The following is a 21210-nucleotide window of genomic DNA, read 5'->3' as shown; positions in this document are numbered from 1 at the left end:
TTAACCTTTTTTCATCGCCAGGTAAAGCGGCGCGGCGACCATAATAAAGCCTTAATCAATATATTGGAGCGGGTAGAGGGAATCGAACCCTCATCTTCAGCATGGGAAGCTGACATTCTACCACTGAACCATACCCGCGGTAAAAATGCTCTATCAAAAAATTAAACCCAAAGATAGCCCCACCGACAACCCACCGGCCGACACCATGGTGGCGGTTGCACCGCCGGCGGTGCCGCCCGCGCCGAGCGGCAAGTAATAACGACCATAGAGGGTAAAATCCAAGGTTTCATTAACCTTATAATCCACCACCAATTTAAAGGGCAGAACAAAGGCGACATTGTCGAAATCATCGCCGCCGGCCACCGCGCCGCGAACCACCTCGACCCCGGCACCACTGCCCAGGTAAATACCAAAATTCCCCAAAACCTTAAATCCCGACGACCGACCAAACCGATAACCTACGTCGGCCAGGGCGATATCATGGGTAACATAAAAATAATCCCCCGCGCCGGTGTTATTAAATATATTGCCGCCGCTTTGTGATTCAATGATGCTACGATGTTGGAGGAAAATATATTCGGCATCTAGTTGCAGGCCGTTTAAGAAACGATAACCGAGCGCGCCAAAAAAACCACCGGCTTTATTATTGGTCAATTTGGCCTGTTTGTCGCCGACCGTGATGGTGGTGGCAAAGGGGCTGTAGATTTCGGCCCCGCCCTGCAACAACCATTCGGCCCGCGCCGGACCAGCCTGCATCGCCAACAGCATCATGGCCATCAGCCCGGTCAGGCCATGGCGGCGACCAAAGCGCGCCTTGCCATGACTGCCAAACAATTTTTGCAAATAACGCATCATAAAAATTGCCTACTCCACCGTAACCGATTTGGCAAGGTTTCTTGGCTTATCGACATCTTGCCCGCGCAACAACGCGGTATAATAGGCTATTAATTGTATCGGCAAGGAAAAAACCAGCGGCGACAACAATACATCGTGGTCGGGCACGGTGAAGAACCCCTTAACCGCCAGCTGGCGTTTTTTTAATTCCCTTTCGCCTTTCTCATCGGTCAGGGCAAATATCACGCCGCCGCGCGCCACCACCTCCTGCACGTTGCTCAAGTTTTTTTCAAACAATTCATCGCTCGGGATAATGGCGATAATTGGCATGCCTGCCTCGATAAGGGCTATCGGCCCATGTTTCATTTCGCCGGCGGCGTAACCCTCGGCATGGATATAGGAGATTTCTTTCAATTTTAACGCCCCCTCCAACGCCAAGGGATAACAACGACCGCGCCCCAAATAAAGCACCGACCGCGCATTTTTTAATTCGGCGGCAATTTGTTTGGCGGCCTCGTGGTTTTGCAATTCCTTGTTCATGATGAATGGCAAATGGAGGAGATGCTCGACAATATTTTGTTCGATGGATTTATCAAAATGTTTATTTTTTTCCTTTGCCAGGTGAAGCACAAAAAACAACAGGGTCAATAATTGCGTGGTGAACGCCTTGGTGCTGGCGACGCCAATTTCCGGGCCGGCGTGGGTGAATATCGTGGCGGTGGCCTCGCGCGCGATGGTGCTTTGCAACACATTGATAATCGCCAATGTCGGCAAATGCCGTTCGTGAAAAAATCGCAAGGCCTCCAAACTATCCATCGTCTCGCCCGATTGGCTAATCACCAGCCCCAAATTATGCGGCAAAAATGGCGGCTTGCGGTAGCGAATTTCGGAGGCAACATCGCATTGAAAGGGGATGCCGGCCAATTCCTCGCACCATGACCGCGCTGTCAAGCCGGCGTAAAAGGCCGTGCCGCAGGCCGCCATCTGCACCTGCTGAATATCCTTTAATGGCAAATTTATTGGCGGCAGGGTAATGGCCAGGGTTTCGCGGTTTATCATTTCTTGCAACAATATGCCCATCACGGTCGGTTGTTCATAAATTTCTTTCAACATGAAATGTTCGTAATTGCCCTTGCTGACCAATGTCGCATCGGCCAGCGATTGATGGATGGCGCGTTTCACCACCTGATTATTTTTATCAAAAACCACCGCCGTGGTTTTTGACAGCACGACCCAATCGCCCTCTTCCAAAAAACTAACCTGGTCGGTCAGGTGCGATAAACTTAGGGCGTCCGACCCCAAAAACATTTCGCTATCGTCCTTGCCGTAACCAATCGCCAGCGGGCTACCACGGCGCGCGCCGATGATAATATCATCATGGTCGTTGAACATGGCGACAAAAGCAAATGCACCGCGAAGCAACGGCAACATTTTTTTCACCGCTTCCTCGGGCGCCAGGCCGTCGTCAAGAAAACTGGTCAACAGATAAACCAACACCTCGGTATCGGTTTCGGACGAAAATTGTTGTTGGTATTTTTTCGCCAGGCCATTTTTTAATTCTTGGTAATTTTCGATAATGCCGTTATGCACCAAGGCAACTTTATTGCTGACATGGGGGTGGGCATTTTCTTCCTTCGCCCCGCCGTGGGTTGCCCAACGGGTGTGGCCAATTCCCATCGTGCCGGTCAGGGGGTGTTTGTCGAATTGCTTGATAAGGTTTTCCAACTTGCCGGTGGCGCGCAGGCGCGAAAATTGATTATCGTTCAGCATCGCCATGCCCGCCGAATCATAACCACGATATTCTAATCTTTTTAACCCATCCAAAATATCTTGCGCCACCGATGCTTGATTCGATCCTAAAATGCCGATAATACCACACATAATAATAAACCCACGCGCCTTTTAATTATTTCTTGTTTTGCCATTTTTTTTGCCGATAGCCCGCCACCGCCATCTGTTGCCCACGGGTAATGGCCAGCGCGTCCCGCGCCACATCTTCGGTTATCACACTGCCGGCGGCGACCACCGCCCCCTCGCCAATTTTTACCGGCGCGACCAGCGAGCTGTTACTGCCGATAAAGGCATTTTTGCCGATGATGGTTTTTGATTTCTTTTGTCCATCGTAATTGCAGGTGATGGTGCCGGCGCCGATATTCACCCCATCGCCAACCTCGCTATCGCCAAGATATGTCAAATGGTTGGCCTTGGCCCCATAACCTAAAGTCGCGTTTTTGATTTCGACAAAATTGCCAACATGCGCCTCGGCCAAAATTTTTGCCCCCGGGCGAAGCCGCGCGTAGGGGCCAACCACCGCGTTCTTGCCGATGGTGGCCTCGGCCAGGTGACTGAATGATTTTATAACCGCGCCGCGTTCGATATTGACGCCATTTTTTATCACGACAAATGGTTCGATGGTGACATCGGGTTCAATCGCCGTGTCGTGGCTAAAAAAAACGGAGGCTGGGTCGGGCATGGTGACCCCCTGCGACATAAATTGTTCGCGCCATTTATTTTGCAATGTTTTTTCCGCCTGGGCCAGGTCGGCCTGGCTATTAACCCCCAAACATTCATCCTCACCCGTTAGGCAATAGGTGGTTTTTAAACCAGCATTGCTCACCATCTTAACCAAATCGGTGAGGTAATATTCGCCGGCGCGGTTATCGTCGGTGATTTTTTCTAAATGGTCGAGCAGGGTTTCCCTGCCCAAATGCCACCGCACCGCCATCACGCCCGAATTAAAAATGTTAATTTTTTTATCCTCCGCGCTGGCATCTTTGGCCTCGACGATGCTCATCACCTGGTTATTTTTAATCTGCAATCGGCCATAATTGTAATCCTTACCCGATTGAAAGGCCAATAGGGCAAGGTCATGTCGCCCCGCCTCGCCATCCAAACTATCCACCAATTGTTCGATGGTGCTTTGTTCAAACAATGGGCTGTCGCCGCATAAAAACAACACCACCGCATTGTCGGGCATGGCTTTTTTTTCAAATTCCTGCGCGGCCAATTTGGCGGCATGGCCAGTGCCCAATGGTTGGCCCTGCACCAACAGGCGATGCGGGTAGAACAGGTTTTTTAACCCATCGTCTTTTTCCTCGCCCGCAAATGGCGGAATCAAGCATAAAATATCGGCCGGCGCGAGGTTTTCGGCCAGGCGCGTAACATGCGCCCCCAGTGGTAAACCACCCAGTGAGTGCAAAATTTTCGGCAGGGTGGCGCGCATCCGCGTGCCGCGCCCGCCGGCCATTATCACCACAAATATCGATTTTCTTGCCATGTTATTGCTATTTATTGTTTATTGTTTATTGTTTTTTATATTTTTTATTTTTTGTGCTTAGAAGTAGCAACTTATGGCTTTTGCAATTTTATTGCCAGCATTATTATATGAAGAATTTTTAAGCACCGCGAGTGCCTTGGCTTATTGCCATTAGCCGTCAATAAAGTATTTTGTTAAACAATAAGCTATTTAGGCTGTCTCAAATCATTGAGCCAGTTTTCATCGTGATAATCTTGATAGTATTTTTCGTCTTTATCTAATCGGATAGCCATCGCTAAAGCGGAGACATTAAATTTCCTTGCTAAAGCAGATACTTCTATTTCTTCTTTCATGTCTTTAATTACTGTAATAATTTTATCATAAGGCATTAAAATATCAGCGGCCATTTGATTGGCGGCGACCTCGTCTTGATTCGATAGCGAGCCCCGATACATAATATGGTCAATGATGCCATCGCCAATTTTATCTTTGTGTAAAACAAAATGGGCTATCTCATGGGCAATCGTAAATCGTTGTCTAACCTCAGGGTGAGATTTGTTAACAACAATTATATATTTATTTTCACCATCTTTTTTTATTAAACCGGAAATAAGCTCTTCATCACCTTGAAATGACTCGTAACTAATACCCACCCCCAAAGCTTGCGCCATCTCTTCAACGGGCACAGGGAGGCTGGTTGGCCTGTCTCTAATTTCTTTTACGACAAGCCATCGTTCATAAACGGTGGAGGAATTTTCTATCGACATTTTTTACCCTATCATGGTTTATTTGGTTTGTCCATATTGGTCTTCTCAGCTAACGCCCCTAGATTCTCACGCTCACGCTGAAGATTGTGAAGCCTGCGTTGAAGTTCTTGCCGCCGCTCCAAAAGATTCTCAAGTTTCTTTTTTTGGCTATCTTCTGTTTCCTTTTCTTTTTTAAAAGCGGTGAATAAATTTTCTGCGGTTTTTTCTGCCGATTCTTGCGCCGCCTCTTTTATATTTTGAAACCCAACAAAGCCTAGTGCGGTTAATATAATAGTAAATAAAACCAAAAACAAGCCAAAGAGGCTGATTTGGTTAGACATTGTAGAAGCGTCTATAATTTTAGAACTCTGGTCATAAATATAATAATTTTGTTTTGGTATTGCGTAACCAATTATTCCTATTAAAATTACTATAAATAAAATTGCCGAAATTATTCCAAAAAAATAAATTAAGGTTTTGCGAATTGTTTTCTCGATTGTTTTGCTCATGGCGAGAATCTTGCAAAATTCTCGCCAAATTGTCAAACTATTTAAACATCATTTTATCCCTTGCGATTTTTATTTTTTTACCATAAAATGGCAACCAACCATTTTATTAAACCAATATTTATTTTTTTAGGAGAGAAACCCATGGCAATGCCGAGTAAAGCCGATTGGCAAAAACAAGCCAAATCGTTAAAATTGGAGACTAAGGCCTTCATCAATGGCCGATTTGTTGATTCATTAAGCGGTAAAAAATTCAAAACCATCAACCCCGCCACCGAGGAAGTGATTGTCGAGGTCGCCGAATGCGATAAAGAGGACATCGATGTCGCGGTTAAGGCGGCGCGCAAATCGTTTGAAAGTGGTGTTTGGTCAAAAATGTTGCCCAGCGACCGCAAAACCATTTTGTTAAAATGGGCTGATTTGATTGAAAAACACCATGCCGAATTCGCCCTTATCGAAACCCTCAACATGGGTAAGGCCATCAGTTACGCCTACAACGACGACATTCCCTTTTCCATCGGCACCATCCGTTGGTATGCTGAGGCGGTTGATAAAATCTACGACGAAATAACCCCCACCCCCGCGCCCAACGCCATCGCCATGATTCGGCGCGAGGCCGTCGGCGTGGTCGGTGCCGTCGTGCCGTGGAATTTCCCCCTGCAAATGGCGGTGTGGAAATTAGCCCCGGCCCTGGCCGCCGGTAATTCGGTGGTGTTGAAACCGGCCGAACAATCGCCCCTGTCGGTTTTATTGGCCGCCAAATTGGCGTCTGAAGCCGGCCTGCCCGATGGCGTGCTGAACGTCGTGACCGGTTTTGGTCATACCTGTGGCAAGGCTATCGGCCTGCATATGGATATTAACGTCGCGGCCTTTACTGGCTCGACCGAGGTTGGCAAGTATTTCCTTGAATATGCCGGCCAATCAAACATGAAGGCCGTGTGGTTGGAATGCGGTGGCAAAAGCCCGAACCTGATTTTCGCCGATGCCGATTTGGAGGCCGCGGCCGATAACGCGGCGCGTGGTATTTGGTATAACCAGGGCGAGGTCTGCTCGGCCAATTCGCGGTTATTTGTCGAAAACAAAGTGAAAGACAAATTTGTCGCCATGTTGAGCGAGCGCGGCAAGAAAAATTACATGCCGAAGGACCCGCTGGACCCAACATCGATGATGGGGGCCATATTGGACGACAACCAACATAAACGTATTTTAAGCTACATCGACAGCGGCAAACAATCGGCCAAGCTGGTGATGGGCGGCAATGCGGTAAAAATCGACGGCAAGGGTTTCTTCATCGAACCCACCATTTTCGACAATGTCAAAAACGACATGAAAATCGCCCAAGAAGAAATTTTTGGCCCGGTGTTGTCGGTGATTGGCTTCGATAACGACGAGCAAGCCGTCGCCCTGGCCAATGATTCTATCTATGGCTTGGCCGGCAGTGTTTGGACCAACAACCTGTCGCGCGCCCATCGTTTGGCCGATGCGTTGCAGGTTGGCACCGTGTCGGTGAACAACGTCGACGCCGGTGGTTTCACCATGCCGTTCGGCGGGTTTAAGCAATCGGGGTTTGGCCGCGATTTGTCATTGCATAGTTTTGACAAATACACCGCGTTGAAAACCGTTTGGATTAGCTATTAAAGACGAAGCCACCGCCACGGGGGTTTGTTTGCCATGCTGGGCATTGCGGGGCGGTGGCGAATCACGCTATATATTGGCAATTAAGGAGCCCCGTTGAGGAATCTAAATGACCGATAATAGCCGCGATGATAGCCAATTTGATATTGCCACCCGTCTGATTATTGACGGCCGCGACAGCATGCGTTACGACGGCGCGGTCAACCCGCCGCCGCACCGCGCCAGCACCATTTTACACCCCACCCTGAACCACCTGCTGGGGGCCGAGCCACAACAATTTACCTATGGCCGGCATGGCACGGTGCCCGCCAATTATTTACGCCAGGTTTTAACCGAATTGGAACATGGCCATGATACGATTCTTGCACCATGTGGGCTGTCGGCCATCACCACGCTGTTTTTATCATTATTGCCATTGAAAAAAAACCCGACCATTCTGGTTACCGACAATACCTACGAACCGGTTAAAAATTTTGTGCGCGATATCTTAACGCCAATGGGCGTCACGGTGATTTATTTCGACCCGATGGATTTGCCGGCTTTGGAACAAAAAATTAATGCCTATGAAAAAAACCTGGTGTTGGTCTGGCTGGAAAGCCCCGGGTCGCAAACGTTCGAGGTTTGCGATACCCCCGCGATTGTCAAATTGGCGCGTGCCAAAAATATATTGGTCGGGCTTGATAACACCTGGGCGGTTGGCATGTTTATGAACCCACTGCCATTGGGGGTAAATTTTGTCATGCATTCCCTGACCAAATATATTTGCGGCCATGCCGATGCGCTGATGGGGTCGGTAACCGCCGACACCGCCGAGCATTTTGCCCTGTTGGAGCGCGGGCGGCGCGCGCTGGGCGTTTCGGTATCAGCCGACGATTGTTATATCATGTTGCGCGGCCTGCGCACCCTGCCAGTGCGTTTAAAACATCATGAGGCATCGACTTCATGGTTGTTAGAAAAATTGCAGGGGCAAAAACATGTCCAGGCCGTCCTGCACCCCAGTGTTGCCACCGCCACCGGCCATGAATTTTGGCAACGGGATTTCACCGGCTCGGCCGGCGTTTTTGCCATTATCATCGACCCCTTGGTGAAAAACAAATTGGCCGATTTTTTAGACAACATGAAATTATTCAAAATGGGTTTTTCCTGGGGCGGGTTTGAAAGCCTTATCCTGCCGCAACACCCAAATCGCCATGTCACGCCCTGGACGCGCTCCGCCGCGCCCTGGAAAACACCCGAGAAAACGCCGGGGAAAACGCCCGCGCAAACCACCGGCAACGATGAAGCGGTCGATAATGACAAGCCCTTGCTCCTGCGTATTCAAATTGGGTTGGAGGCCAAGGAAGATTTATGGGCCGATTTGCAAGCCGCCTTCACCCGCGGTTACGGCCAATAGATAAAACTAATTATTGTGGCAACATATGGGGTTTTTTAACGCCCTGCCGCGACCAAAGACGTTAGGCAAGCGTCATGGATTTTTCGCTTTATTTCTGTTATAAAACAACATGGCCTCCGAACCTATTCGTAAAACCCTTCCCGCCGCTGAAAAAGCCCGCCACCCGGAGAAAATTCACCGCCCCGACCAATTGAGTGTCGCTCGACCCGATTGGTTGCGCGTTCGCGTTGCCGCCAGCCCCAGCCCGGCCTGGCAAGAAACCCAACAAATCGTTAAGGATTATAACCTGCATACGGTTTGTGCCGAGGCCGCCTGCCCCAACATTCATGAATGTTGGCAAAAAAAACACGCGACCTTTATGATTATGGGTGATACCTGCACCCGCGCCTGCAGTTTTTGTTATGTCAAAACCGGTCGGCCAAATATCCTTAACCCGCAAGAACCCGATAATATCGCTAAGGCGGTTGCCCTGATGAAATTGGCGCATGTCGTTGTAACCTCGGTCGACCGCGATGATTTGCCCGACGGCGGTGCCGAACATTTCACGCGGGTGGTCGCCGCCATTCGCCGTGACAACCCCGCAACCACGGTCGAAATACTAACCCCCGATTTTAAACAAAAACGCGGCGCGGCCGATATTATCGCCCGTGTGCCACCCGATGTTTTTAACCATAACCTGGAAACCGTGCCGCGACTTTACCCTGAATGTCGCCCGGGGGCGCGTTATTACACCTCGCTCGCCCTGCTGGAAAAAATGAAGGAGCTGGTGCCAAGTATTTTTACCAAAACCGGCCTGATGGTCGGCCTGGGGGAGGAACGGGGCGAGGTGTTGCAAGTAATGGACGATGCCCGTTCGGCCGGGGTTGATTTTTTAACCCTGGGCCAATACCTGCAACCCACCAAAAAACACGCCGCGGTAAAAAAATTCTGGACGGCCGAGGAATTTGACGAATTGGCGCAGGTCGCCTCGGCCAAGGGTTTTTTGATGGTATCGGCCAGTCCCCTGACCCGTTCATCATACCACGCTGGCGATGATTTCAAAAAATTGCAAGCCGCGCGAAATGCTACTATAACAACATCGGGGACTGGTGATAAAATTTAGATAACGAAAACAAAACCTTATATTCATTTACCATGTTCAAACGCCCGCCAAAACCCTCGCATCAATTTTCTGGCCATGGTAACGGCGCGGGTAACGCCACGCCCCCTGGCGGCGCGGACAATAAAAAAAAACCAACTGCCTGGCGGCGGGTTTGGCATTATCTATTGGCCAGCTTGCCCTATTGCTTGCCCTTGGGGATTTATTTTTTTGATTATTGGCTAAAAAAATATTTTGCCGCGCCAACCCTAAACGACATCGCCAATTATTTTCTTACCACCGGCATCGCCAATGGTTTGCATGTTGCGCCGGCGGTTTATGGTTGGTTCGTTCTATGGGTGTTGGTCATACCATTCGCCATCGCCGTGGCAATTGCGCTGTGCGTGGCTGCCCTGCGGGCAATATTGATAGCCAGTGGTCGCATTGCCTTTGACATGATGCTCCCCAGCTTCCTCACCAATCAGCAGGCCTTTGTCCATTTGGTGTTAAAAAAAGTCTTGCCGAAAAAAATTATCGACCCGACCGAACCGCTGGTCAATAGTATTTTGGCACGGATAATCGATAAGTTTATTTTTTTCGTCAAATGGCTGGTGGTCATTATTTTTATCGCCATCAACGGGGTCGGGCTGGTGCGCGATGTCAAATGGAATGACTTTTGGCAAAGCCCAGAAAAAGACCAATTGGTCGAACGTGTCAAAACCGGTGCAACCACCGGCGGCGCAAACCTGTTGCATCGTTTATTGCCATTTTTACCGGCCAGGGAGCCAATAACGCCAACCGCCCCCACCATGCCGGATGATAACCCCAGCCTGCCCGATAATAACGCCGCACCAACCACACCCGCACCAACGCCGCCGGTCACCACGCCGCAACCCGCGCCAACGCCTGCGCCTACGCCTGCGCCAACCACGACCACACCAAAACCCGCCCCGCAACCCACAACCACGACCACACCAAAACCCGCCCCGCAACCCACAACCACGCCCGCGCCAAAACCCGCCCCCACGACCAACCGGCCTTAAGGCTGTATCGGGGATGCCGCCTTGACAGGCGGTGGCTTTAAGGCTATGGGTTGATTCCTTGGGGCTAAAAATTATAAATTTTATAGCATATATTTAAGCCATCACTTAAAGCCATCTTCCCTTGCGCTGAACCAAATGAAAAAAAGGAAAAAAAACAACCGCCAAGCCGCGCCGTTTTTTGCTCGTAATACCGATGGCATGGCATGGTTACCTGTGGCCTATGGTTCGCTAGCTTATTTTTTACCATTTGTCTTCTACGGCTTTAAGCTGTGGATGGACGAAAATTTTGGCGGTGCCGGCACCGTGGAAATGATCGCGGTGTTCCTGATGTTCGGGCCCAGCGCGCTGGCGGGTGGACCAAGCGAATTTATCATCAATGGTGTTATATTAATGGTGTTATGGCCGTTGGCTATCAGCTTGCTTGCCAGCGGGTTGGACCAATGGTTGTTGTGGCTGTTTAAAAAAGCCGCCAGCAATGCCAGCGAAATAAAAAAAATATACCAACGTTATAAAATTATCAAATCGGTGGTGGTGGTTGGTTGGTTTGTCTTGGTGGGTAGTATTTTATGGCACGCCCTTAATGGCAACGAATTTGTAAAAATGCACAACAAATCAAGTGCCGACCAGCCGGATTATTTTCAACAACATTATGTTGACCCAAAAAACATTGCCATCACCCCGCCCGCCCGCAAAAAAAACCTGGTGCTGGTCTATGTCGAAAGCCTGGAGGATAATTTTAAGGACCCGGCTTTTTTCGGGCGCAATTTAATGGCCAGCATGAAGCCGATGGAGCAAAAAGGCTTCCTGTTCAACCTGCACACCGCCGGCACCGCGGTTGAAACCCTGCCTGGCCATGTCGCCAGCCAATGTGGCCTGCCCTTAAAATCTACCTTTTTTACCAACATCGATAATGCCCGTGGCGAACCCGCGGTATTGCAAAACGCAATTTGCCTGAGCGATATTTTGGCAAAACATGGTTATTACAATGTTTTTATGCAGGCGGCGACCCGCTACACTGGTGGCATCGGTTATTTTTATGGTAACCACCATTTTAATGAAGCCAAATCGTTGGAATATTGGCAGACCCATGGCTATGGAATTGGCGAATCGGATAAAAAAGGCCCCTGGGGATTGTTTGATAAGGTAATTTTTGACGAGGGTTATAAAAAATTACAGGCCCTGCAGGCGCAACGCCAGAACACCGACCAACCATTTTTCTTGATTATCGCCACCATCGACATCCACGCGCCGGTGGCATCGCCCTGCACCCGGGGTCAACAACCACAACAATTTGACCAGGTGGTTGAATGCACCAGCCTGGCCATTGCGCAATTTGTTGCCGACGCCGATAAAAATGGCTTGCTGAAAAACACCGAACTCTACATGATGGGCGACCATCGTATCGTTTCGGTCAGCGGCGTCGACATGGAAAAATGGAATAAAGCCTACCCAAAGCGAGAGCCCTATAGTTTTTTATACGGCAAGGACATTACCCCCAAACGCCGTGATATTACCCATTACGACGTATTGCCAACCTTGCTCGAGCTATTGGGGTTCAGTGTCGCCGGCCATCGCCTCGGGTTTGGTTATTCGGCACTTGCCGAATTCCCCAATTACCCCAGCCTTGACCAGTGGCATAGCATCATGGCGCAGGCCGCCGAACCGTCGACAAAATACCTATCGCTCTGGGGCTTATCCGATGCATCATTCAAACAATATATGGGCAATGTGCAAGAACCATATCCCGAACAATAATATGTAACAAGGCAATGACGCACCAAACAACACAACGCAAGCAGTTACAACAAGATTACAACAAAGTATAAAAACAACAAAGAAACCTATTGCGCCAACCAGCGAATTGTTTTATTTACATTAGGTAAAAGAATAATGGGTCATAGAATAATAAAAAAATCATAAGCCATGGCCTAGCCTGGCGCAGAATGCCAACAGCCCCGCCAATAAAAATAATAACACCGCCATGAACCCTATCACCTGCATCCCTTTGTTGAAAAACGGTCGGTCTACCCGCGCCACCCTGGCGCGGCTGTGCCTGGCGGCCGCCATTATTCTTGCGCCCACTTTTTCGGCGCGGGCGCAAAACGCCAATGATAGCCTGGCTATCCCCGACAACATGCGCGTGCCAAAAACCATGACCAGCAGTTTTGCCCTGCCAGCCGATAGTAACAAATTGGGGTTGTTTTTAAAGGGCGGTTTTGCCGCCATCATCCCCTTTGACGAAACCGGTTTCGCCGCCACCGGCGACCGCGTTACCAATACGTTCAAGACGGCCTTTGCCCCGACCATGGCGCTGGGGTATGATTTCAATAAAGACTATTCGGCCGAGGCCAATTTCCTTTTTTACAAAACCCCGAGCTCGGTTTATTTCAGCACCAGCGCGCCGCTTAACCAGACCTCTACCACCATCAGCAATTACATTTTAACCATCGACCAATCGTTCCATGGCGTATCGATTTGGCAATTTTCATTCCCGTTGCGCCTTGGGGTTGGCGCGTTGTTTTGGAATAACCCAAGCGCGCCGGCGGCCAGTGGCACGTTTTTTCTGTTAAAGCTTGGCACTGGTTTAAAATTTAACATCGTGCAAAATCTTTCGATTTTCAGCACGATGGATGTCGAAACCCGTTTCGATTATTATTTTGCCTTTGGCGACCGCCGCAACACCAACGTGGCCCAGGGGTCGCAATTGCTGTTGAGCAAGGACATCGCCTCGGGCGGTATCGGCAGTGTGATGGTCGATTTCAAATTGGGTTTTTAACCACGCGATTGCAAAAATCTTTTTTACAATAAACTTGCACCCAATGTTACTATTGGTTTATCATTAAAACACAAAATAACCGAGAATAATAATCATGGCCAACAACCTCATTCCCGAACATTTTGCCGACACCACGGTCAATATATCCTTAACCGGTGGGTTGGTGCGCATCGACTTTGGTTCTATCCGACCCGACCCCGACAACCCACAAAACACGCCGGAGTTATCCACCTGCCATCGGGTTATCATGCCGCTCAATGGCTTCATCAAAATGTTTGGCGATTTAAACGGCATGGTGCAAAAATTAGAACAAAGCGGCGTGCTCGGCCGCACCAACCAGGCCGGCGGGCAACCAGCCGGACAAGGCATGGGACAAGGCATGGGGCAAGCAATGGGGCCGGCAACCGCGCACAGCAACCTCGCCAACGAATTCAGGCTTGATACCCGCGGCATGCCCGCCGCCGAACCAAAAAAATAGCAAGCCGACGCGCTCATTATGGAAAAATCCCACCTCGCGTTTTTGCATACCTTAACCGCCACCACCGCCCGCGCCGTTTTGCCATTATGGGGGTGCGGTGATAAAGAAAAATCTGACGGGGTATGTGTTAATGGCTTGCGCCGGGGATTAAGCGACGCGCCGTTTCAAGCGCGCGTCGTGATTGGCGAGGGGGAAAAAGACAATGCCCCGGCCCTTTATCGCGGCGAAATTGTCGGCAACAAGCAAGCCCCATTGCTTTACGACATGGCGGTTGACCCATTGGAATGCACCAGTTTTTTTGCCAACGGGCTGGGGAATAGTTTGGTGGTGGTGGCCTTAACGCCGCACAACAGCATGATGGATTGTGGCCAAAGTTATTACATGGATAAAATCGCCCTGCCGCCGCGCGCCAAAAACAATATCGATAAAAAAATGTTGCAGGGTGATATCGATTACGACAAATTCTTGCCCCATTTGGCCCATGTCTTGGGCAAAAAGCCGGCCGATTTGGTGATATACATGCTCGACAAAGACCGCCATAAAAAAATTAAGCAAGCCGTGATAAAGCACGACGCCCGGATGATAGCCATTCCCGCCGGCGACATTGCCGGCGCGGTGCTGGCCATGACCGGCACGCCAACCACCGCAACCCAAGGCAACCACGGCAGTGTAATGGTCGATGCCTTGCTCGGCATTGGTGGCTCGCCCGAGGGGGTTGTCAGCGCGGCGATGGCAAAAATCTTGGGGGCCGAATTTCTTGGCCGCTTCGCCCCGCAATCGGATAAAGAACGCGACCTGTTAAAAAAAGAAAATTATAATTTTGCACAATGGTATAATGCCGATGATTTCATCACCAGTGGCGACGTAAACAACATGGCGGTTGTGCTGACCGGCATTACCGAGGGAATGGTCGTGCCCGGCCTGACGGCAAAAAAAGCCAGCAGTTTGATTATCACCAACGGCGCGGCGACCATCACCGATTATATTTTTTAAATGAAAAAAATCTTGACCGCAACATCAAACTTAATTATGAAATAAAGAGAGAGAATATAATGACCGCCATTTCATTACGCCAATTGCTTGACCATGCCGCCGAACATGGCTACGGCGTGCCGGCATTTAACATCAACAACATGGAACAATTATTGGCGATTATGCAGGCCGCCGACAAAACCAACGCACCGGTGATATTGCAGGCCAGCCGTGGCGCGCGCAGTTACGCCGGCGACATGATGATAAAAAAAATGATGGAGGCCGCCGAATTCATGTATCCCCATATTCCGATTTGCGTCCACCAAGACCATGGCAACAGCCCAAAAACATGCCTGTCGGCGATGCAATATGGTTTCACATCGGTGATGATGGATGGCAGTTTGATGGAAGATGCCAAAACCCCGAGCGATTACGATTACAATGTCGCGGTTACCGAACGCGTGGCCAGCCTGGCCCATGATATCGGGGTGTCGGTGGAGGGGGAATTGGGTTGCCTTGGGTCGCTGGAAACCGGCAAGGGCGATAAGGAAGATGGCCATGGGTTCGAGGGCACATTGTCGCACGACATGTTATTGACCGACCCAACCCAGGCGATGGATTTTGTCAAAAAAACCAAGGTCGATGCCTTGGCGGTGGCGATTGGCACGTCGCATGGCGCATATAAATTTACCAAAAAACCCGACGGCAAGGTGCTGGCGATGGAGGTCATAAAAGAAATCAATAAAAAATTACCGACCACCCATTTGGTGATGCATGGTTCGTCGTCGGTGCCGCAGGAATTGCAAGACATCATCAATAAATACGGCGGGGTGATGCCGCAAACCTATGGCGTGCCGGTCGAGGAAATTAAGGTTGGCATAAAACACGGCGTACGCAAAATAAATATCGACACCGATTGCCGCATGGCGATTATCGGCCAATATCGCAAAATCGCGATGGAGAAAAAAGACGAAATCGACCCGCGCAATTTTAACAAGCCGGCTATCGAGGCAATGAAAAATTTATGTATCAGCCGATTCGAAGATTTTGGCACCGCCGGCAAGGCCGATAAAATCAAGGTCATCCCCTTGAGCGAAATGGCCAAACGTTACGCCGCCGGGCAACTCGACCCAAAAATGGGGTAGCTGTTTTATCGCCGGCGCGGGCAATGACGCGGAAGATAAATGCCCCTAACCGCCGCGCTTTTTTCACCAATTGTAACCGCTAATGGTAAGGGCAGATGGTAAAAGCCAATTGCAACGGCGATTTGCCGGTGGCAATTGTTGTCGATGACTCCTTAAAGGACATTCGCAACCCACGCCCCTTTGCCTGCCATTGACTCCTGCGCCATATGGTAGTATAATAATACCATATTTATCGTCAAGCAAAGACGAATTGTTCTTACCATGATTAAAATTTCAAAAATGACCGACTATGCGATTGTGCTATTGGCCGAATTGGCACGTGGTCGCCCGCTAAAAGATTTGCGCGATAATGCAAATGATAATTTGCCCATCGCGGATAACGGCACGCGGCAATTTATGTCGGCCGGCGATTTGGCGGCCCTGACCCTTATCCCCTTGCCGACCGTGCAATTGTTGTTAAAAAAATTAACCGCCGGCGAATTGTTGCTGGCCGAGCGCGGCCGCGATGGTGGTTACGCCCTGGCCAAAAACCTGGCGGCGATATCGGTGTTTGATGTGCTGTTGCTGATGGAGGGCGCGCCCGCCCTGACGACCTGCGTCGCCAATGTTGAGGCGCAAGATGCCTGCGACAAAATTGACCATTGCCATTTGACTGGTCGCTGGCAAAAAATTAATCACGTCATCCACAGCGCGTTGCAAGAAATCAGCTTGCAAGATATTTTGTCGGACGACAAAACCTTTAACCAAAATTTTCAACATTACATCAGCACATGACCGACCAACAAAATATTACTAACCATAACCCCATCGATGGCGCCACCGCGCCCGATGCGGTGGCACAACGTCTTGATAAAGATTACGAATTTGGTTTCGTGTCGCAGGTTAATAGCGACGTGATGAAGGTCGGCCTGTCGGAGGAGGTGGTGCGTGCTATTTCAAAAATTAAGGACGAGCCGGATTGGTTGTTGGATTTTCGCCTCAAGGCCTATCGCCATTGGCAAACCATGCGAGACCCCAACTGGGCCAGCTTTCCCATTCCCGCCATCGATTACCAAAAAATATCCTACTTCGCGCAACCCAAAAAATCGGTCGAAAGTTTAGACGACATCGACCCCGAGGTGCTAAAAACATTTGAAAAACTCGGTATCCCGTTGAAGGAGCAAGAGGCCTTGCTGAATGTCAAGGGTGCGCCGCGCGTCGCGGTTGATGCAATTTTTGACAGCGTGTCGGTGGCAACCACCTTCCGCGAGGAATTGGCCCGCGCCGGCGTTATTTTTTGTTCCTTTTCCGAGGCGGTTCGCCACCACCCCGAGCTGGTAAAAAAATACCTCGGCTCGGTCGTGCCCTACACCGACAACAAACATGCCTGCCTGAACAGCGCGGTATTTTCAGACGGGTCGTTCGTTTATATACCGCGCGGCGTGAAATGCCCGATGGAGCTATCGACCTATTTTCGCATCAACGCCGAAAACACCGGCCAATTTGAACGCACCCTCATTATCGCCGATGCCGGTGCCGAGGTAAGTTATTTGGAGGGTTGCACCGCGCCGATGCGCGACGAAAACCAACTCCATGCCGCGGTGGTCGAATTAATCGCGCTCGACGACGCCAAAATAAAATACTCGACCGTGCAAAATTGGTATCCGGGCGATAAACAGGGCGTGGGGGGAATTTATAATTTTGTTACCAAACGCGGTGCCTGCCGTGGCGTGCGTAGCCATATTTCTTGGACGCAGGTTGAAACCGGCAGTGCCATCACCTGGAAATACCCCAGCTGTATTTTGCAGGGCGATTATTCATCGGGCGAATTTTATTCGGTGGCGATTAGCAACCATTATCAAAAGGCCGATACCGGCACGAAGATGATTCACCTCGGCAAGAACACCACGTCGCGTATTATTTCAAAGGGGATTGTCGCCGGCCACGGCCACCAGGCCTATCGCGGGTTATTGAAAATTGCCGCCAAGGCGACCGGCGCGCAAAATTTCACGCAATGCGATTCGTTGATTATCGGCGACCGCGCAATCGCCGAGACCATTCCCTATATCGAAAACAACCAGTCGCTGGCCAAGTTGGAGCATGAGGCCACCACCACCAGCCTATCCGACGAGCAAATTTTTTATTGCCAACAACGCGGCATCGATAAGGAACAGGCCATCGGCCTTATCGTTAATGGTTTTTGCAAAGAGGTATTGCAAAACCTGCCGATGGAATTTGCGGTTGAGGCGCAAAAATTGGTGGCGATTAGTTTGGAAGGGGCGGTGGGGTAACACTGGTTTATCCCAGGGTAACCGCGACAAAAAACATGAATTTACTTGAAATCAAAAACCTAAAAGTCAAAAGGGAGGATGGCAAGGACGCCATCTTGCAGGGTATCGACCTGACGATTCCCGCCGGCCAGGTGCATGCCATCATGGGCCCCAATGGTTCGGGCAAAAGCACGTTGGCGCAAATCCTAGCCGGCAAATCGGGCTATGAATTATTAAGCGGCGAGGTATTGTATAAAGGCCAGGATTTGCTGGCGATGGCGGTCGAGGAACGCGCCCGCGCCGGCGTGTTTTTGGCCTTTCAATACCCTATCGAAATTCCCGGCCTGTCGTCATCGATTTTTTTACGCCACGCGGTCAATGGCGTGCGCCAAGCGCGCGGCGAAAAACCATTGTCGCCGATGGATTTTGTTAAGCACCTGCGCCCGCTGGCCGAAAAATTACAAATAACCGACGCCATGTTGATGCGGGCGGTGAATGATAGTTTTTCGGGTGGCGAGAAAAAAAGATTCGAGGCCTTGCAGATGCTCTTGCTCGACCCGACGATGATGATTTTGGACGAAACCGATTCCGGCCTCGATATCGACGCCATGAAAACCGTGGCGTCAGCGGTCAATAGCTTGCGCGACGCCAATCGGTCGTTTTTAGTTATCACGCATTATCAGCGATTGTTGGATTATATCGAACCCGATGTGGTGTGGGTGCTGGCCAAGGGGCGCATGGTAAAAAAAGGCGATAAAAATTTAGCCAAAGAATTGGAAGAAAGCGGTTATGGGCAATACCTCTAGCATGACACACAACAACCCAATCATCGCGGGTAGAATGACACCGCCCGACATGAGCGATGACAGCATCAGTTTTTACAAAACCCTGAAGGCCGGACAGGGGTTATTGCCCGCCATCAAATCCCTGGCGGCGGCAACCGCCAGCCACGCGACCACGGATTTCAAAAAAATAACCATCACCGACGGCGACAACCATATCAAGCTGGATGATGATTATAATATTATCGTGCCGGACAATACCCAAGCCGATATATTTATCACGCCGTTGGATATATCATCGATTAGCCCATTGCGCCTGATGTTGTCTTTGGGTAAAAAATCGGTGGCCAATGTTTTTTGGCAAGACGACGCGGGCGATGTTGCGCCGCTTATCGGCGTTATCGATTTTACCTGTTGCCTGGCGGCGGATAGCCAGCTGAATCATTTTTCATTTTTTAACCTGCACAACACCCTGCGTTGCCAACAAACCATCCGCCTGCAGGGCGATGGCGCGAGTGTTAATATCTTTGTTGGGGGTAAGGCCGACGAAGCCACACCGCACGTAAAATTAGCCTTGCCCGCAAAAACCACCAGCCAACCACCGCAACCATTTGCCGACAGCACGATTCATATTATTCATGAATCGGGCAACAGCCTGTCGCGCGTTGCGATTCGTGGCGTCGTCGACGACAGCGAGGTCATGATTGGCCAGGTGCGCACCGACATTGCCCAAGACGCCACCGGCGCCGACACGACCCAGGATATCAAGGCGATGATATTATCGCCCGAGGCAAAATTTTTTGGCAAACCAGAATTAAATATCAAACATGATAAGGTCAAGGCAAAACACGGGCTGTCGGTCGGGGCGATGGATGAGAACCAGATTTATTACCTGCGGGCGCGCGGCATCGACGATGCCACGGCGCGGCGGTTGTTGCTCAGCAGTTTTTTTATCAACGGCTTGAATCTTTTTTCGGGGGATTTATTGAAAAAAGCGGTCAAGTGGTTGCAACCGCTTATCAATCAACCGGTGTAACGTCCGCCATAACCATGCAAGCCATCATCGATAACATCCGCCAACAATTCCCGATATTGCAAGAAAAAATTCGTGGCAAGCGATTATGTTACCTCGACAGCGCGGCCTCGGCGCAAAAACCCTTGGCGGTTATGCAAAGCCAATCTTACCTGATGGAACATTGTTACAGCAATGTGCATCGCGGGGCTTATCTTTTTGCCGAAGCCATAACAAGCGAATATGAAAAGGCACGCGGCCTGGTCGCCGGTTTTATCGGCGCGACCGCCGATGAAATTATTTTCACCGGCGGTGCGACCTTTGGTTTTAACCTGCTCGCCCATTCTTTTGGTCGCCATTTTTTAAAACGCGGCGATAAAATTTTGTTGTCGGTGATGGAACACCACGCCAATATGGTGCCGTGGCAAATGTTGCGCGATGAAATCGGGGTCGAGCTGATTTATGCAAAAATCGACGATGATGGCAATTTGGATATGGAGGATTTCTATCGCCATTTGCCATCGGTCAAGTTGGTGAGTATCACGCAATGTTCGAACGTAATTGCCACCATCAACCCGGTGAAGGAAATTTGTGCGGCGGCCCGCGCCTTGAATATCCCGACCATCGTCGATGGCGCGCAAAGTATTTGCCACCAAAAAATCGACGTGCAGGATATCGGTTGTGATTTTTTTATTTTCAGCGGCCATAAATTATACGCGCCGACCGGCATCGGTGTGCTTTATGGTCGCGCCGCATGGTTGGAAAAATTACCGCCATTTTTGGGCGGCGGCGATATGATAGAATCGGTGGCGTTTGACAAAACAACCTTTGCCAAACCGCCAACCCGTTTCGAGGCCGGCACCCCACCAATTTTGGAGGCTATCGGCCTCGGCGCCGCCATCGAATGGTTAAACACCCTGCCGTTGCCTGAGCTTTACCACCATGAAAAAAAATTGCTGACCATGACGCGCGACCGCTTGGCAAAATACAAAATGGTCGATGTGCTGGCGACGCCGAAGGAATCCGGCCCCCTGGTGGCATTTTTTATCAAGGGTGCCCACCCGCATGATGTCGCCACCTTGCTTGACCAATCGGGCGTGGCGATTCGCGCCGGCCACCATTGCGCCATGCCGCTCCATAGCTTGCTTGCGGCGAAAAAAAATACTGCGGTTGCGGCGTCGGCGCGGGTTAGTTTCGGGCTTTACAGCGGTGAGGACGATGTCGAACAATTTTTTGCTAGTTTTGATAAGGCCATCAAGGTGCTAAAATTATAATTTCTTATTATGGTAACCATCGCTATCTTAT

Annotated in this window: 19 protein-coding genes and 1 tRNA gene; 14 read left to right on the top strand and 6 right to left on the bottom strand. The window is 50.2% G+C overall.

From position 1 onward, the window contains the following. Nucleotides 1–64 precede the first annotated feature (64 nt). The 6 genes from QM529_01100 to QM529_01075 form a co-directional block, all read right to left on the bottom strand. Nucleotides 65–138: transfer RNA gene (locus tag QM529_01100), tRNA-Gly, on the bottom strand. A 15-nt stretch (nt 139–153) separates the two neighbouring features. Continuing rightward, nucleotides 154–855, bottom strand: a complete 702-nt coding sequence (locus tag QM529_01095) for a hypothetical protein (GenBank protein MDI9313263.1) — start codon at nt 853–855, stop codon at nt 154–156. Between the two features lie 9 nt (nt 856–864). Further along, entirely contained in the window at nt 865–2715 is a 1851-nt protein-coding gene (gene glmS / locus QM529_01090; GenBank protein MDI9313262.1) for a glutamine--fructose-6-phosphate transaminase (isomerizing), read from the bottom strand. Between the two features lie 25 nt (nt 2716–2740). Next, complete coding sequence (glmU, locus tag QM529_01085; GenBank protein ID MDI9313261.1) at nt 2741–4111, bottom strand: bifunctional UDP-N-acetylglucosamine diphosphorylase/glucosamine-1-phosphate N-acetyltransferase GlmU; 1371 nt, start codon at nt 4109–4111, stop codon at nt 2741–2743. Between the two features lie 185 nt (nt 4112–4296). Further along, nucleotides 4297–4857, bottom strand: a complete 561-nt coding sequence (locus tag QM529_01080) for an ImmA/IrrE family metallo-endopeptidase (GenBank protein ID MDI9313260.1) — start codon at nt 4855–4857, stop codon at nt 4297–4299. A gap of 11 nt (nt 4858–4868) precedes the next feature. Beyond that, complete coding sequence (locus QM529_01075; protein MDI9313259.1) at nt 4869–5345, bottom strand: hypothetical protein; 477 nt, start codon at nt 5343–5345, stop codon at nt 4869–4871. 147 nt (nt 5346–5492) lie between these two features. Between QM529_01075 and QM529_01070 the strand changes: the two genes are divergently transcribed. The 14 genes from QM529_01070 (at nt 5493) to QM529_01005 (ending at nt 21179) form a co-directional block, all read left to right on the top strand. Continuing rightward, on the top strand, nt 5493–6980 hold the full coding sequence (locus tag QM529_01070) for an aldehyde dehydrogenase (GenBank protein ID MDI9313258.1): 1488 nt from the start codon (nt 5493–5495) through the stop codon (nt 6978–6980). 106 nt (nt 6981–7086) lie between these two features. After that, complete coding sequence (locus QM529_01065; protein ID MDI9313257.1) at nt 7087–8370, top strand: PLP-dependent aspartate aminotransferase family protein; 1284 nt, start codon at nt 7087–7089, stop codon at nt 8368–8370. A 109-nt stretch (nt 8371–8479) separates the two neighbouring features. Next, nucleotides 8480–9472: a lipoyl synthase gene (gene lipA, locus QM529_01060; GenBank protein ID MDI9313256.1), complete on the top strand. Its 993-nt coding sequence runs from the start codon at nt 8480–8482 to the stop codon at nt 9470–9472. Between the two features lie 32 nt (nt 9473–9504). Then, nucleotides 9505–10491 carry a hypothetical protein gene (locus QM529_01055; protein MDI9313255.1) on the top strand — a complete coding sequence of 329 codons (987 nt, stop codon included), beginning with the start codon at nt 9505–9507 and terminating at the stop codon, nt 10489–10491. Between the two features lie 135 nt (nt 10492–10626). Further along, nucleotides 10627–12246, top strand: coding sequence for an LTA synthase family protein (locus QM529_01050; GenBank protein ID MDI9313254.1), 1620 nt, complete (start codon nt 10627–10629; stop codon nt 12244–12246). Between the two features lie 226 nt (nt 12247–12472). Continuing rightward, nucleotides 12473–13267 (top strand): hypothetical protein, encoded by a 795-nt coding sequence (locus tag QM529_01045; protein ID MDI9313253.1) that lies wholly within the window; start codon nt 12473–12475, stop codon nt 13265–13267. Nucleotides 13268–13361: 94 nt separating this feature from the next. Continuing rightward, nucleotides 13362–13745, top strand: coding sequence for a hypothetical protein (locus QM529_01040; GenBank protein ID MDI9313252.1), 384 nt, complete (start codon nt 13362–13364; stop codon nt 13743–13745). Nucleotides 13746–13763: 18 nt separating this feature from the next. After that, complete coding sequence (locus tag QM529_01035) at nt 13764–14738, top strand: fructose-bisphosphatase class II (protein MDI9313251.1); 975 nt, start codon at nt 13764–13766, stop codon at nt 14736–14738. A 59-nt stretch (nt 14739–14797) separates the two neighbouring features. Then, nucleotides 14798–15862 (top strand): fructose-bisphosphate aldolase class II, encoded by a 1065-nt coding sequence (fba, locus tag QM529_01030; protein MDI9313250.1) that lies wholly within the window; start codon nt 14798–14800, stop codon nt 15860–15862. 261 nt (nt 15863–16123) lie between these two features. Continuing rightward, nucleotides 16124–16636, top strand: a complete 513-nt coding sequence (locus QM529_01025; protein MDI9313249.1) for an Rrf2 family transcriptional regulator — start codon at nt 16124–16126, stop codon at nt 16634–16636. Beyond that, nucleotides 16633–18132, top strand: a complete 1500-nt coding sequence (gene sufB, locus QM529_01020) for a Fe-S cluster assembly protein SufB (GenBank protein ID MDI9313248.1) — start codon at nt 16633–16635, stop codon at nt 18130–18132. Before QM529_01025 ends, sufB begins: the two co-directional genes overlap by 4 nt. A 35-nt stretch (nt 18133–18167) precedes the next feature. Next, on the top strand, nt 18168–18917 hold the full coding sequence (gene sufC, locus QM529_01015) for a Fe-S cluster assembly ATPase SufC (GenBank protein MDI9313247.1): 750 nt from the start codon (nt 18168–18170) through the stop codon (nt 18915–18917). Nucleotide 18918: 1 nt separating this feature from the next. Continuing rightward, a complete protein-coding gene (locus tag QM529_01010) occupies nt 18919–19929 on the top strand; it encodes a SufD family Fe-S cluster assembly protein (GenBank protein ID MDI9313246.1) in 1011 nt (336 codons plus the stop codon). Further along, nucleotides 19896–21179, top strand: coding sequence for a SufS family cysteine desulfurase (locus tag QM529_01005; protein MDI9313245.1), 1284 nt, complete (start codon nt 19896–19898; stop codon nt 21177–21179). Before QM529_01010 ends, QM529_01005 begins: the two co-directional genes overlap by 34 nt. Nucleotides 21180–21210 lie beyond the last annotated feature (31 nt).

The sequence above is a fragment of the Hydrotalea sp. genome (genome assembly GCA_030054115.1).
Lineage (GTDB): Bacteria > Pseudomonadota > Alphaproteobacteria > JASGCL01 > JASGCL01 > JASGCL01.
This window is presented reverse-complemented; position numbering and strand designations above follow the sequence as displayed.

What these genes read in the sequence shown, in the direction of transcription:
- QM529_01095 (MDI9313263.1), bottom strand. Translation starts at nt 855, where the DNA reads ATGATGCGTTATTTGCAAAAATTGTTTGGCAGTCATGGCAAGGCGCGC.
- glmS (MDI9313262.1), bottom strand. Translation starts at nt 2,715, where the DNA reads ATGTGTGGTATTATCGGCATTTTAGGATCGAATCAAGCATCGGTGGCG.
- glmU (MDI9313261.1), bottom strand. Translation starts at nt 4,111, where the DNA reads ATGGCAAGAAAATCGATATTTGTGGTGATAATGGCCGGCGGGCGCGGC.
- QM529_01080 (MDI9313260.1), bottom strand. Translation starts at nt 4,857, where the DNA reads ATGTCGATAGAAAATTCCTCCACCGTTTATGAACGATGGCTTGTCGTA.
- QM529_01075 (MDI9313259.1), bottom strand. Translation starts at nt 5,345, where the DNA reads ATGAGCAAAACAATCGAGAAAACAATTCGCAAAACCTTAATTTATTTT.
- QM529_01070 (MDI9313258.1), top strand. Translation starts at nt 5,493, where the DNA reads ATGCCGAGTAAAGCCGATTGGCAAAAACAAGCCAAATCGTTAAAATTG.
- QM529_01065 (MDI9313257.1), top strand. Translation starts at nt 7,087, where the DNA reads ATGACCGATAATAGCCGCGATGATAGCCAATTTGATATTGCCACCCGT.
- lipA (MDI9313256.1), top strand. Translation starts at nt 8,480, where the DNA reads ATGGCCTCCGAACCTATTCGTAAAACCCTTCCCGCCGCTGAAAAAGCC.
- QM529_01055 (MDI9313255.1), top strand. Translation starts at nt 9,505, where the DNA reads ATGTTCAAACGCCCGCCAAAACCCTCGCATCAATTTTCTGGCCATGGT.
- QM529_01050 (MDI9313254.1), top strand. Translation starts at nt 10,627, where the DNA reads ATGAAAAAAAGGAAAAAAAACAACCGCCAAGCCGCGCCGTTTTTTGCT.
- QM529_01045 (MDI9313253.1), top strand. Translation starts at nt 12,473, where the DNA reads ATGAACCCTATCACCTGCATCCCTTTGTTGAAAAACGGTCGGTCTACC.
- QM529_01040 (MDI9313252.1), top strand. Translation starts at nt 13,362, where the DNA reads ATGGCCAACAACCTCATTCCCGAACATTTTGCCGACACCACGGTCAAT.
- QM529_01035 (MDI9313251.1), top strand. Translation starts at nt 13,764, where the DNA reads ATGGAAAAATCCCACCTCGCGTTTTTGCATACCTTAACCGCCACCACC.
- fba (MDI9313250.1), top strand. Translation starts at nt 14,798, where the DNA reads ATGACCGCCATTTCATTACGCCAATTGCTTGACCATGCCGCCGAACAT.
- QM529_01025 (MDI9313249.1), top strand. Translation starts at nt 16,124, where the DNA reads ATGATTAAAATTTCAAAAATGACCGACTATGCGATTGTGCTATTGGCC.
- sufB (MDI9313248.1), top strand. Translation starts at nt 16,633, where the DNA reads ATGACCGACCAACAAAATATTACTAACCATAACCCCATCGATGGCGCC.
- sufC (MDI9313247.1), top strand. Translation starts at nt 18,168, where the DNA reads ATGAATTTACTTGAAATCAAAAACCTAAAAGTCAAAAGGGAGGATGGC.
- QM529_01010 (MDI9313246.1), top strand. Translation starts at nt 18,919, where the DNA reads ATGACACACAACAACCCAATCATCGCGGGTAGAATGACACCGCCCGAC.